The sequence below is a fragment of the Castellaniella sp. genome (assembly GCF_049650445.1).
Lineage (GTDB): Bacteria > Pseudomonadota > Gammaproteobacteria > Burkholderiales > Burkholderiaceae_B > Castellaniella.
The window spans coordinates 58,187-70,918 of the sequence record NZ_JBASAD010000017.1 but is presented as its reverse complement, the minus strand read 5'-3'; the positions used below and the strand labels follow the sequence as shown (position 1 = coordinate 70,918).

Below are 12,732 nucleotides of genomic sequence, written 5' to 3'. Positions count from 1 at the left end.
AGGGCCATGAAACGTGCGCCTCCGGGCTCTTGTGCACAGAATTATCCACAGGAACTGTGGATACCGGCGGGAAAGCCGCGCCCTGATTCAAGTTCAGGCTTTAAAAAGCCCCCCACGCTGCACCTTCGGCTTGCTGCCCCCCCCCAAGAGGGCGCTTTTTACCTTGGGGCGGCCCAGCGGTAAAATGCCTCCACGCTGCGCCTTCCGGCGCGTGCGTCCACCTTGCGGCTTGCACGCCGCTCGGATTCTCCAGGCATGTGCCAGTCCACTGGGACTGGCACATGTCCGGGCTCATCCCTAAGGATCAGGACTGTGCTGGACATCATTCACGCGGCCGGCTGGCCGATCTGGCTGCTCGTTGCCACCTCGGTCATCACGCTGGCAATCATCATAGAACGATTCCTGGCCCTGCGCGCCCGCCAGGTCATGCCTGCCGGCCTGCCCGAACAGGTGCTCGAACTGGTGCGCCGGCAGCAGGACGATCCCGACGCCGTGCTGCGCCTCGCACGCGGCAGCCCCATGGGCCGCATCCTTGCCGAGATCGCCGCCCATCGGCATCAGGACGACGCCTGGCGGCTGGCCGCCGTCGAGGCCGTCGGTCGCGACGTGTCCTGGCGACTGAACCGCTACCTGCCCGCCCTGGCGACGATTTCCGTCATCGCCCCGCTGCTGGGCCTGTTTGGCACCGTGATCGGCATGATCGAGATCTTCGGCGCCTACGACCCCGCCGGCGGCGACCCGGCCCAACTGGCCCGGGGCATCTCCATCGCTCTGTACAACACGGGCTTCGGCATCCTGATCGCCATCCCCGCGCTGGCCTTTCACCGCTATTTCCGTTCCCGCGTCGAATATTTCCTGCACACCATGGAACGCGAGGCCGAAACCTTGAACCGCCTGATCAGCCGGCGCGCCGCGACATGAACTTTCACCACCGCCGCGCCCACGACGAGCCCGAGATCAACCTGATCCCGCTGATCGACGTGCTGCTGGTGATCCTGATTTTCCTGGCAGCCTCGACGTCCTTCACCCGCCACCGCCAGTTGCAGGTCGCCCTGCCCCAGGCCCAGGCCGAAGCGCCGGACACCTCGCCCTTCCTGGAACTGGCCATCAGCCGCGACGGCCTGTATGCACTGGACGGCCATTTCGTCGATGCGACGAACGACATCGCCCTGGCCGACGCCCTGCGCCAGGCAGCGGCGGACAAGCCTGACCTCGCCCTGCGCATCGACGCCGACGGCCAGGCCACGCACGCCGCCGTAGTCCGCGCTCTGGAAGCCGCCCGCCTCGCGCACATCGGCAAGGTCCATTTCCTGACCCAGGCGAGGCCGTGAGCGCGCCGGGCCGCCCCAAGCGCGAACTCCCCCCAGGGGGGATGGCGCGCAGCGCCAAGGGGGTACGATGAGCGCGCCGGGCCGCCCCAAGGAGGCCATGTGAGCCGCCAGCTCGAAGACTGCATGCTGGCGGTCTGGCGCCGGCGCGGCGTGACAAGCACCCTGCTCCTGCCTCTGGCCTGGCTCTATGGCCGGCTGTCGGCACGACGCCTGCGCGCCCAGGCCCGGACCGCCTGGCAGGCCCCGGTGCCGGTCCTGGTCGTGGGCAACATCCTGGTCGGCGGGACCGGCAAGACACCGGTCACCATCGCCGTCTGCCAGGCCCTGCAAGCACGCGGCTGGCATCCCGGCATCGTCAGCCGAGGCTACGGTGTCACTGTGGGCCCCGAACCCCGTCTGAGCGATGCGGGCGGCGACGCCCCCCGACTGGGCGACGAACCTGCGCTGATCCACACGGCCACCGGAGCGCCGGTCGCCGTTCATCCCCGACGCGCCCGGGCGGCAGCGACCCTGCTGGCCGCCCATCCGGAAGTGGATGTACTGATCGCCGACGACGGCCTGCAACACACAGCGCTGGCACGCGATCTGGAACTCATCGTCCAGGACGGGCGCGGCGTGGGCAATGGACGCCTGCTGCCGGCCGGCCCTCTGCGAGAACCGCCGCCCCGGCTGACACAGGCCGACTGGCTCATCACCCATCTGGCGGCTGACGAGCCCGTGCCGCCGCCCGTGTCTGCGGCGAGCACGGGCGGCGGCACGGACACCCATACGAGCACGCATGCGGACATCGGACACGCGCCGCGCGCCGTCCTCATGCGCCTGGAACCAGAAGGCGCCACCCATCTGGCCAGCGGTCGCGACCTGCCCTGGACAGACTGGCACGCCGAACACGGCACGCTCCCCTGCAGCGCGGCAGCGGGCATCGGCCAACCCGAACGCTTCTTCGCCATGCTGCGCGCCGCCGGCGTCACCCTGTCACGTACCCTGCGCATTCCCGACCATCAGGCCATTCCGCCTGGTGTACTCCGTGATCTGCCACCTGGTCCGATCCTGATCACCCCCAAGGACGCCGTGAAATGCGTCCCGCCGCACGATCCCCGCCTGTGGACCGTGCGGGCGGCCCCGGTGTTCTCCGACCCCAATTGGCTGGACGAGGTCGACCGGGCGCTGCAGGCCGTCGCCGCGCACAGGCGGGCCCGCGCCCCATGAGTCGGCGCGCGGACGTCCCATGCTCCGCGCATCCGCATCGCACAAGCGCGGCGGCAGGCATTACACTCTAGGCTTCCCCTCTTTCCGGATATCCACGCTCTCATGGAAACCCGCCTGCTGCAAATCCTGGTCTGCCCCGTCTGCAAGAGCACACTGCGCCACGACCGCGAACGCCAGGAACTGGTCTGCGCGGCCGACCGCCTGGCCTTCCCCATCCGCGACGGTGTGCCCATCATGCTGCCCACCGAGGCCCGCTCGCTGGACGTGGCGCCGTCGGAATGACCGCACCAAGCCGACCCACACACAAAGACTGCATGAATTTCACCGTCGTCATCCCGGCGCGCGCCGCGTCCACCCGCTTGCCCGGCAAGCCGCTGCTGGACCTGGGCGGCCTGCCGATGGTGGTACGCACTGCGCGCCAGGCCGCCCGTTCAGGCGCTGGCCGGGTCCTGATCGCCACCGACCACGCCGACATCGCCCGTGCGGCGGCTGAACATGGCATCGAAGCCCTGATGACGCGCGTCGATCACCCCACGGGCACCGACCGGCTGGCCGAGGTCGCCACGACGCTGGGCCTGGATGACGACGCCATCGTGGTCAACGTTCAGGGCGACGAGCCGCTGATCGAGCCCGCCCTGATCGATGCCGTGGCCATCCTGTTGGCGCAGCGTCCCGACGCCGCCATCGCCACCTGTGCAGCGCCCATCCTCGACGCCGAGACCCTGTTCAATCCGAACGCGGTCAAGGTCGTCTGCGGCGCCGACGCCCGCGCCCTGTATTTTTCCCGCGCCCCCATTCCCTGGGCCCGAGACGCGCTGGCCGACGGCCGGCAGCACCTGGCCCCGGGGCTGCCGGCCTGGCTGCACATCGGCCTGTATGCCTACCGTGCCGGTTTCCTGCGGCAATTCCCGACACTGCCCCCGGGCCGGCTCGAACGCGTCGAGGCCCTGGAGCAACTGCGCGCCCTGGAACAGGGCTTTTCCATCCTGGTCCACACCGCCGATGCCATTCCGGCGCGCGGGGTGGACACCCCTGAAGATCTGGCCCGAGTGCGCGCCCTGTTCGACCACGGCGGCTCCCCGCCCGCGTTGACCTGAATCGATGCAGGATTTGCTGCATTGCGGCATAATCGGAAAAATTTGAAGAAAAGTGATTAATCGGAGGACATCATGCGTTTGATTCTGCTCGGCCCCCCCGGGGCGGGAAAAGGCACCCAGGCGGCCTACATCACCGAAACATTCGGCATTCCGCAGATTTCGACCGGCGACATGCTGCGCGCAGCAGTCAAGGCGCAGACCCCGCTGGGCCTGGAAGCCAAGAAAATCATGGACAGCGGTGGCCTGGTCTCCGACGACATCATCATTGGCCTGGTCCGTGACCGCCTGCAACAGCCCGACTGCAAGGCCGGCTACCTGTTCGACGGCTTCCCGCGCACCATTCCCCAGGCCGACGCGCTGAAGAACGCCCATGTACCGCTGGACTACGTGATCGAGATCACCGTCCCCGAGGAAAACATCATCGAGCGCATGAGCGGCCGGCGTGTGCACGTGGCCAGCGGCCGCACCTATCATCTCAAATTCAACCCGCCCAAACGCGCAGGACTGGATGACGAGACTGGTGAACCCCTGATCCAGCGCGACGATGACCGCGAGGACACCGTGCGTCACCGCCTGTCGGTCTACCGCGATCAGACCCGCCCGCTGGTGGACTACTACTCCGGCTGGGCCGCCACCGGCGCCGTCGAAGCGCCCCGCTATGCTCAGATCTCGGGTGTGGGCTCGGTCGACGAGATCCGCAACCGCATCCTCGACATCCTGCGCGCGCACCACGCCGCCTGACCCGCGACCGGAACCGGACATCGCCATGGACATCCGCAATCAAGTCATCCTCATCACCGGCGGTGCCTCGGGCCTGGGCGCCGGCACGGCCCGCGCCCTGACCGCCCAGGGCGCCCGCGTGGTCCTGGCCGACGTCCAGGACGAAGCCGGACAGGCCCTCGCCGCTGAACTCGGCCAGACCTATATCCATTGCGACGTCACCGCCGAAGCCGACGCACAGGCGGCCGTCGACGCCGCCCTGGCGCAAGGCACGCTGCGCGGCCTGGTCAATTGCGCCGGCATCGCGCCTGCTTCGCGCATCGTCGGCAAAAACGGTCCGCACGAACTGTCTCTGTTTCGCCGCGTGATCGACATCAACCTGATCGGCTCCTTCAATATGGCCCGGCTGGCCGCCCAGGCCATGTCGGCCAACGAACCGCAGGCCACGGGCGAGCGCGGCGTGCTCGTCAACACCGCCTCGGTCGCCGCCTACGACGGCCAGATCGGCCAATCCGCCTACGCGGCCTCCAAGGCCGGCATCGTCGGCATGACCCTGGCCATCGCCCGCGACCTGTCGCGCCTGGGCATCCGCTGCATGACCATCGCCCCGGGCATCTTCGGCACGCCCATGATATTCGGCATGCCCCAGGAAGTGCAGGACTCCCTGGCGGCCAGCGTGCCCTTCCCTCCGCGCCTGGGCCGTCCCGAGGACTACGCCAAGCTGGTGCTCTCGATCTTCGAGAACGACATGCTCAACGGCGAAACGATCCGTCTGGACGGCGCCATCCGCATGGCACCGAAATAATTGAGCCTTTTGCGTTCGGCCGCGACGATCAGCGGCCTGACTCTGTTTTCCCGGGTCACCGGCATGTTGCGCGATGTGCTCATCGCGTCGATGTATGGCGCGGGGCCGCTGACGGACGCGTTCTGGGTTGCTTTCCGCATCCCCAATCTGCTGCGCCGCCTGTTCGCCGAAGGCGCATTTTCCCAGGCATTCGTCCCTATCCTGGGAGAAGTCCGCCAGCGCGGCGACCATGAAACCCTGCGCCGTCTGCTGGATCGGGTAGCCCTGCTGTTGTTCGTCGCCCTGTGCGGCGTCACGCTCGTCGGCATGCTCGGCGCGACCTGGGTCGTCACCGCCATGGCCAGCGGCATGCGCAACGCCGATCGCGCCCACGAATTCGGCGAGGCCGTCTGGATGACCCGGTTGATGTTCCCCTACATCATCTGCATGTCGCTGGTGGCTTTCGCCTCGGGCGTCCTCAACACCTTCAGCCGCTTTGCCGTCCCGGCCTTTACCCCGGTCCTGCTGAACCTGTCGATGATCGGCGCCAGCCTGCTGCTGGCCGACCGCATGGCCGAACCCATCCACGCCCTGGCGGCGGGCGTCATGATCGGCGGCGTGCTGCAACTGGCCGTGCAGTGGGTCGCATTGGGCCGCTTGGGCCTGCTGCCGCGCTGGGGTCTGGGCCTGCGGGCGGCCTGGGGCGATCCGACGGTGCGCCGCATCCTGCGGCAGATGCTGCCGGCCACTCTGGGGGTGTCGGTCGCCCAGTTATCCTTGCTGATCAACACCAATATCGCCACCTGGCTTGCGCCGGGCAGCGTCACCTGGCTGTCCTTCGCCGACCGTCTGATGGAATTCCCCACCGCCCTGCTGGGCGTCGCCCTGGGCACGGTGCTGCTGCCCAGTCTGTCGGCGGCCCATGGGCGCCAGGATCACGCGGCCTACAACGCCCTGCTGGACTGGGGCCTGCGCCTGGTGCTGCTGCTGGGCCTGCCGGCCGCCCTGGGCATGGCGCTGCTGTCCGACGGCCTGGTGGCCGTTCTGTTCAACTATGGCGCCTTCTCTCCTGCCGACGTGGCCCAGACCCAACTGGCCGTCATGGCCTACGCCGTCGGCCTGCTCGGCCTGTTGGCGATCAAGATCCTGGCCCCGGGCTTCTACGCCAAGCAGGACATCCGCACCCCGGTGCGCATCGCCATCGCCGTGCTGGTGTTTACCCAGTTGCTGAATCTGGCCCTGGTGCCCTGGCTGGCCCATGCGGGACTGGCCTTGTCCATCGGCCTGGGCGCCAGCGCCAACGCCCTGACTCTGGTGATCCTGCTGCGTCGCCGGGGGCTCTACACCCCCCTGCCCGGCTGGCCCCGCTTCTGCCTGCGCCTGCTGCCTGCCTTGGCTGTCCTGGCCGCCGTGCTGCTGGCCGCCGACCGCCACCTGGACTGGATCGCCCTGGGTGCCCATCCGGGCATCCGGGCCGCCTGGCTGACGGCCGTGCTGGCCCTGGCCGTCCTGGGCTATTTCAGCGCCTTGTTTTTATTCGGTTTTCGTCCGAAAGACTTTACACGCCGGCGTTCATAGGCTAAAATCGCTGTCTTTGACGCAACCCCGAATACAAATACTTTTATGGCTAATTCCGCTCAAGCTCGCAAGCGCGCCCGCCAGGCCGTCGCTCATAACAAACACAACGCCAGCATGCGTTCGATGCTGCGCACCGCCATCAAGCGCGTGCGCCAGGCCATCGAAGCGGGCGATCAGACCGCCGCCAACGAAGTCTTCCGCAAGGCCAGCGCTGTCATCGACCGCGTGGCTGACAAGCAGATCATCCACAAGAACAAGGCAGCTCGCCACAAGAGCCGCCTGTCGATCGCGATCAAGGCTCTGGCCTGATCCAGGCCCCCGGGGCTTGCGCCAGAAAAAAGGACGCTGCGGCGTCCTTTTTCATTTTGTGCGCAGCGCCGGCGAGACCGGACCGCCGGAAGACGGTCCTGCTCTCTGACCGAGGCCTCGGCCCCGAGATATCAAGAAGCCCCTGCTCCCAGACGCCCCAGCAGCAGGAACTCCATCAGCGCTTTCTGGACATGCAGGCGATTTTCCGCCTCGTCCCAGACGACGCTCTGAGGCCCGTCGATGACGTCACCGGTGACCTCTTCGCCCCGGTGCGCCGGCAGGCAGTGCATGAACACGGCGTCGACATTGGCGACCGCCATCATGCGGTCATCCACGCACCAATCGGCAAAGGCCAGACGACGAGCCTCGTTTTCGGCCTCGTAGCCCATGCTGGTCCAGACGTCCGTCGTGACCAGATCGGCTCCCTTGCAGGCCTCGATCGGATCGTCGAATTCGCGCAGGATGGAGACCGGCTGGCTGCCCACCCGGAGCGGATCCAGACGGTAACCGGCCGGTGCCGACACGTGCAGGGTGAAGCCCAGCAGTTCGGCCGCCTGCAGCCAGGTGTAGGACATATTGTTGGCATCACCGATCCAGGCGACCGTCTTGCCCCGGATCGAGCCGCGATGCTCGATGAAGGTCAGGATGTCGGCCAGGATCTGGCAGGGGTGGTATTCGTTGGTCAGCCCGTTGATGACCGGCACCCGCGAATGAGCGGCAAAACGCTCGATGCGCGTCTGCTCGAAGGTGCGGATCATCACCAGGTCGACCATGCGCGAGATCACGCGGGCGGTGTCCTCGATGGGTTCGGAGCGGCCCAGTTGAGAGCCTTCGGTGGTCAGGTAGATGACCGAGCCGCCCAACTGATACATGCCGGCCTCGAACGACACCCGGGTGCGGGTACTGGCCTTTTCGAACACCATGGCCAGGTTGCGGTCATGCAAGGTATGGTGCGGCAGATAGCGTTTGAACTTGTCCTTGATGAGGCGCGCCCGGTCAATCACGTAAAGGATTTCATCCTCGGAAAAATCACGCAATTGCAGAAAATGACGCAAAGGCCCGGTCGGATTGGCGGCAGACATGTCAAACCTTGAGTAAAACGACCATCTTACCGTGTGCCCGGAACGCATGCAAAGCTTTGCCCCCCTCGATCGGATACAATGCCCGGCGAAGGGGATGTCACCCGTCCTTGACCTCGTACGCCATCCGGCCCGCGATACTCGCCAAACCCCTGGCGCCTCAGGACGTGTGTCCCATCTTTGGAACCACCACATGAGCGACCCTGTCCAGCACCTGATCATCCACGGCAAGACCCTGGAGGGCCAGCGGTTTCGACCCAGCGACTGGGCCGAGCGTCTGGCGGGGGTCCTGTCCCAGTTCCGCCCGGCCGGTTCCATCGCCAATCCCCTGTCCTACTCCCCCTACGCCATGCCGCGCACCCTGGATGGCCTGCCCTGCGTGATGATCGACCATCGCCTGCGCCAGCTTGAACCCCTGGCCTGGAAATTCGCCTGCGATTTCGCCGACAACAATCATCTGCAGACCACCGACACGGCCGAATGCACCAACTCCGGGGATGCTCCCCCATCGGTCTCATCGGCAGCCTGAAGCGCCTGCCTCGCAGCCCTGCCACGGCAGGCAAGGACCGACGCCGAAGCCGGATATGAACGGGGCTCCCCGCAGGGAGCCCCAATATCACGCCATGGGCGAGAGGCGCATGCGCCCCGCCCGGATTACTTCACCGGCGTATCCTGCTTCAGTTGCGGAATGTCCGACTGGCTGGTCTTGGTCAGCAGGCCCGTCTGAGTGTATGTGAACAGCTTGGCACGCGTATCCACGATGTCCAGATTGCGCATCGTCAACTGGCCGATGCGGTCCAGCGGCGAGAACACGGATTCGCCCTTTTCCATCGTCAGGCGGTCTGGGTGATAGGTCAGGTTGGGCGAACGCGTATCCAGGATGGAATAGTCATTGCCCCGGCGCAGTTCCAGCGCAACCTCGCCGGTGATGGCGCGCGCCACCCAGCGCTGGGCGGTCTCGCGCAGCATGATGGCCTGGGGATCGAACCAGCGCCCCTGATACAGCAGACGGCCCAGACGCAGGCCATTGATGCGGTACTGCTCGATCGTGTCCTCGTTGTGAATCCCGGTCACCAGGCGCTCGTAGGCGATGTGCAGCAGCGCCATGCCCGGGGCCTCGTAGATGCCGCGGCTCTTGGCCTCGATGATGCGGTTCTCGATCTGGTCGCTCATGCCCAGGCCGTGACGCCCACCGATGCGGTTGGCCTCCAGCATCAGTTCGACCGGGTCGGCGTATTCGACCCCATTCAGGGCCACCGGCTGGCCCTGCTCGAAGCGCACCGTGACTTCCTCGGCCTTGACCTCGACCTCGGGCTTCCAGAACGCCACACCCATGATGGGCTGGACGATGCGGATGCCGGAATTCAGGTGTTCCAGATCCTTGGCCTCGTGCGTGGCGCCCAGCATGTTGGAGTCTGTGGAATAGGCCTTTTCCGCCGACATCTTGTAGTCGAAGCCGTTTTCCTGCATGTACTGGGACATCTCGGCGCGGCCGCCCAGCTCATCGATGAACTGCTGGTCCAGCCAGGGCTTGTAGATCTTCAGGTCCGGATTGGTCAACAGGCCGTAGCGATAGAAACGCTCGATGTCGTTGCCCTTGAACGTGCTGCCGTCGCCCCAGATGTGGACATCGTCTTCGCGCATGGCCGACACCAACATCGTGCCCGTGACCGCACGGCCGATCGGCGTGGTGTTGAAGTACGTCACCCCGCCGGTGGAAATATGAAAGGCGCTGCATTGCAGGGCGGCGATGCCCTCGGCCACCAGTTGCGCACGGCAATCGACCAGGCGCGCGCCCTGAGCGCCGTAGCGCAGGGCCTTGCGGGGGATTTCGTCGTAATCCGGCTCGTCGGGCTGCCCCAGGTTCGCCGTATAGGAGAACGGCAGCGCGCCCTTGTTCTTCATCCACAGCAGCGCGGCGCTGGTATCCAGCCCGCCCGAAAAGGCGATGCCGACCTTCTGCCCGATCGGCAGGTTTTCAAGAATGGTTGTGCTCATGGGGGATCCGGATAAGCCTGAAATTGAAATCAATCCGCCATTATATCGTCGCCGCATGGCCCGAACGGCCTGTACTGCGTAGTCGCCCATGGCGCCATCCTGCGCATCCGCACCCGCCCCCCTCTGATGGACGACGGCTGCCCAAGGACCCGCTCTCCGTTTTTTCTGTGCTAGAATTCACGTCTTTCGGGGACGTAGCTCAGCTGGGAGAGCGTCGCGTTCGCAATGCGAAGGTCGGGAGTTCGATCCTCCTCGTCTCCACCAAGAAAACAAACCACTTGATTTTTCAGGTGGTTTTTTTTCGTCCGTTGTTCCCGATTGGCAGCAGATTTGCCAGCAAATCGTGCGTTTTTTGATAAATCCCCAATCCGTTATGATGATTCATCAGCCTGGCGCCTGCAGGCTGTCATCCGACCGGAGGACTTGCATGGACACTCAACGCCGTTCCCTGATGCTGGGCGCCGTTTCCACGCTGGCCCTTGGCCTGCCCGCGCCGGGCTGGGCGCAGAGCCCTCCCCTCACGCTCGATGCATTCATCCAGCTCAGCGCCACACTCTGCCATCGCCCTGCAGCGACGCTGGACCGCAGCATGGCGCAACGCATTCTGCAGGCATTCCAGACCCAGGGAAAATCTTCCAGGCTGCAGGCACTGCAGCAGGATGCTCAAGCCGACGCCTCTCTGGCCAGTGAATTGCGATCGATCTGGTTTTCCGGCCTGATGGATACCGGCACAGGCGCTGTCGTCGTGGGATTCACGCAGGCCCTGACCTGGAGCAGCGCCCCGTTCCTGCACGCACCGGGCAGTTGCGGGGGGCCCACCGGTTACTGGTCAGACCCGCCGTCCGGGCACACCGCCTGAACGATCCTCCTGCAGCACAATCCACAGGAATCCCATGACTCAATCCTTGCAAGCCGACATCGTCGTTGTCGGCTCCGGCGTCGCAGGTGCCCTGGCGGCCGCCCGCCTGGCCAAGGCCGGCCTGCGTGTCCTCATTCTCGAGGCGGGCAAGCCCGTGGACCGCGCCCAGGCAGTGCAGAATTTCTGGAACGCCGCCATCAAGGTCCCCGAATGCGCTTACCCCATCCAGCCTGAAGCCATGCATCCCACCACGGATCGCCTGGATGACTGGTACCAACAGGAAGGTCCGGATTTCTTCAAGAGCACCTATCTGAAAGTGGTAGGAGGCACCACCTGGCACTGGCTGGGCACCTGTCTGCGCCTGCTGCCTGCCGATTTCCAGATGCAGACCCTGCATGGTCGGGGTGTGGACTGGCCCATCCGCTATTCCGATCTAGAGCCTTACTATCTGCAGGCCGAGCATGCGTTAGGGGTTTCCGGGGACTCTGATCACGATCTGGGCTCGCCGCGCAGCGGGCCGTTTCTGCTGCCCGCCATCCCGCAAACCTATCTGGATCGCACGCTGACACAGGCCCTGCAACACACGCAGTTCCAGGTTCAGGCCACCCCTCAAGCACGCAATTCGGTCGTGCATGACCAAAGGCCGCCGTGCTGTGGCAGCTCCAGTTGCATTCCGGTCTGTCCGGTACAAGCCAAGTACGACGCCACCGTCCATCTGAAACAGGCCCAGGCCGCCGGGGCCACGCTGCTGGACCAAAGCACGGTGGTGCAACTGATCCCCGATGAGCAGGGCCGGATCCGCTCGGCCCGATTCCGTCGATGGGATCAATCCGAAGGGCAGGTCCAGGCGGCGATATTCATTCTGGCCTGTCATGCCATCGAAACGCCCCGCCTGCTGCTGGCCTCGCGCACCGAGGCCTGGCCCGGCGGGCTGGCCAACCGTTCGGACCAGGTGGGCAGGAACCTGATGGATCATCCTGTACAGCTTTCGTGGGCACTCAGCCAGGATCCTGTCTATCCCTACCGAGGCCCCCTGTCCACGTCGGGCATCGAGAATCTGCGTGATGGCGGCTTTCGCAGCAGCCGCAGCGCCTACCGTATCGAAATCGGCAATGACGGCTGGAACTGGCCGACGGGGGCGCCACTGACATCGGCCGCCCAACTGGCCAGTCGCGGTCTGTCCGCCACCGACCTGAATCGGACGCTGGCCCACGAAACATCCCGCCATCTGCGCTTGACCGCCCTGACCGAGCAATTGCCCGAGGCCGACAACCGGGTGACACTGGATCCCGCAAAACGGGACCACTATGGGATTCCCCTGCCGCGCATCCACTATCGCATTGATGATTATGTCCAGCAAGGCATGCAGCAGGCCAGGAAGGACCATACTGAAATCTTTGGGCGGCTGCAGGCCAGCGCCATCCAACATGCGACGGATTTCTTTGGGGCAGGACACATCATGGGCACGTGTCGCATGGGCACCGCCCCCCGCGATTCAGTGGTGGATGCGCAACTGCGCAGCCACGATCATCAGAACCTGTTCATCCTGGGTTCCAGCGTGTTCCCTACAGGCGGGACCGCCAACCCCAGCCTGACCATCGCCGCCCTGAGCCTGCGAGCGGCCGATGCCATCGAGCGGCAATTCCGGACACCGGCCTGAACTCTGCTGACGGGCAGCAAACAGGTCGGACGGCTCATGCCAACGGTGCATTGAAGAAACAATGGAAACGCCGATCAGCGGCGATTATCATTGTCATGACGAAGCTTA

General features: G+C 65.5%; 14 protein-coding genes and 1 tRNA gene. 13 read left to right on the top strand and 2 right to left on the bottom strand.

Annotated elements, in window-relative coordinates; translation table 11 throughout:
- Positions 1 to 312: 312 nt before the first annotated feature.
- The 9 genes from WA983_RS05960 to rpsT all read left to right on the top strand — a co-directional run bounded on the left by WA983_RS05960 (position 313) and on the right by rpsT (position 7,028).
- Complete coding sequence (locus WA983_RS05960; RefSeq protein ID WP_424248729.1) at positions 313 to 921, top strand: MotA/TolQ/ExbB proton channel family protein; 609 nt, start codon at positions 313 to 315, stop codon at positions 919 to 921.
- Positions 918 to 1,331 carry an ExbD/TolR family protein gene (locus WA983_RS05955; protein ID WP_424248731.1) on the top strand — a complete coding sequence of 138 codons (414 nt, stop codon included), beginning with the start codon at positions 918 to 920 and terminating at the stop codon, positions 1,329 to 1,331. The genes WA983_RS05960 and WA983_RS05955 overlap by 4 nt, the downstream gene beginning before the upstream one ends.
- A 123-nt stretch (positions 1,332 to 1,454) precedes the next feature.
- Positions 1,455 to 2,540: a tetraacyldisaccharide 4'-kinase gene (lpxK, locus tag WA983_RS05950; RefSeq protein ID WP_424311758.1), complete on the top strand. Its 1,086-nt coding sequence runs from the start codon at positions 1,455 to 1,457 to the stop codon at positions 2,538 to 2,540.
- Between the two features lie 102 nt (positions 2,541 to 2,642).
- Positions 2,643 to 2,822, top strand: coding sequence for a Trm112 family protein (locus WA983_RS05945; RefSeq protein ID WP_424251108.1), 180 nt, complete (start codon positions 2,643 to 2,645; stop codon positions 2,820 to 2,822).
- Positions 2,823 to 2,854: 32 nt separating this feature from the next.
- The gene (gene kdsB, locus WA983_RS05940) at positions 2,855 to 3,637 is read left to right on the top strand and encodes a 3-deoxy-manno-octulosonate cytidylyltransferase (protein ID WP_424251106.1); all 783 of its coding nucleotides are present in this window, start codon (positions 2,855 to 2,857) and stop codon (positions 3,635 to 3,637) included.
- Between the two features lie 72 nt (positions 3,638 to 3,709).
- Complete coding sequence (gene adk / locus WA983_RS05935; RefSeq protein ID WP_424251104.1) at positions 3,710 to 4,378, top strand: adenylate kinase; 669 nt, start codon at positions 3,710 to 3,712, stop codon at positions 4,376 to 4,378.
- A 25-nt stretch (positions 4,379 to 4,403) separates the two neighbouring features.
- Complete coding sequence (locus WA983_RS05930) at positions 4,404 to 5,162, top strand: 3-hydroxyacyl-CoA dehydrogenase (protein WP_424251102.1); 759 nt, start codon at positions 4,404 to 4,406, stop codon at positions 5,160 to 5,162.
- The gene (gene murJ, locus WA983_RS05925) at positions 5,163 to 6,719 is read left to right on the top strand and encodes a murein biosynthesis integral membrane protein MurJ (protein WP_424311736.1); all 1,557 of its coding nucleotides are present in this window, start codon (positions 5,163 to 5,165) and stop codon (positions 6,717 to 6,719) included.
- A gap of 45 nt (positions 6,720 to 6,764) precedes the next feature.
- Positions 6,765 to 7,028: a 30S ribosomal protein S20 gene (gene rpsT / locus WA983_RS05920; protein WP_424251098.1), complete on the top strand. Its 264-nt coding sequence runs from the start codon at positions 6,765 to 6,767 to the stop codon at positions 7,026 to 7,028.
- Between the two features lie 131 nt (positions 7,029 to 7,159).
- Here the strand turns inward: rpsT and argF are convergent, their stop codons facing one another.
- Positions 7,160 to 8,110, bottom strand: coding sequence for an ornithine carbamoyltransferase (gene argF / locus WA983_RS05915; protein WP_424251096.1), 951 nt, complete (start codon positions 8,108 to 8,110; stop codon positions 7,160 to 7,162).
- Between the two features lie 190 nt (positions 8,111 to 8,300).
- Here argF and WA983_RS05910 point away from each other — a divergent pair, with 190 nt between their 5' ends.
- Positions 8,301 to 8,636: a DUF3579 domain-containing protein gene (locus WA983_RS05910; protein ID WP_424251094.1), complete on the top strand. Its 336-nt coding sequence runs from the start codon at positions 8,301 to 8,303 to the stop codon at positions 8,634 to 8,636.
- A gap of 125 nt (positions 8,637 to 8,761) precedes the next feature.
- Here WA983_RS05910 and argG read toward each other — a convergent pair whose 3' ends face one another.
- Positions 8,762 to 10,105, bottom strand: coding sequence for an argininosuccinate synthase (argG, locus tag WA983_RS05905; protein ID WP_424311735.1), 1,344 nt, complete (start codon positions 10,103 to 10,105; stop codon positions 8,762 to 8,764).
- A gap of 188 nt (positions 10,106 to 10,293) precedes the next feature.
- On the opposite strand from argG, the gene WA983_RS05900 reads away from it, so the two are divergent.
- The 3 genes from WA983_RS05900 (at position 10,294) to WA983_RS05890 (ending at position 12,624) form a co-directional block, all read left to right on the top strand.
- Positions 10,294 to 10,369: transfer RNA gene (locus WA983_RS05900), tRNA-Ala, on the top strand.
- Positions 10,370 to 10,532: 163 nt separating this feature from the next.
- Positions 10,533 to 10,964: a sugar dehydrogenase complex small subunit gene (locus tag WA983_RS05895; RefSeq protein WP_424248422.1), complete on the top strand. Its 432-nt coding sequence runs from the start codon at positions 10,533 to 10,535 to the stop codon at positions 10,962 to 10,964.
- Positions 10,965 to 10,998: 34 nt separating this feature from the next.
- Positions 10,999 to 12,624 (top strand): GMC family oxidoreductase, encoded by a 1,626-nt coding sequence (locus tag WA983_RS05890; protein WP_424248420.1) that lies wholly within the window; start codon positions 10,999 to 11,001, stop codon positions 12,622 to 12,624.
- Positions 12,625 to 12,732 lie beyond the last annotated feature (108 nt).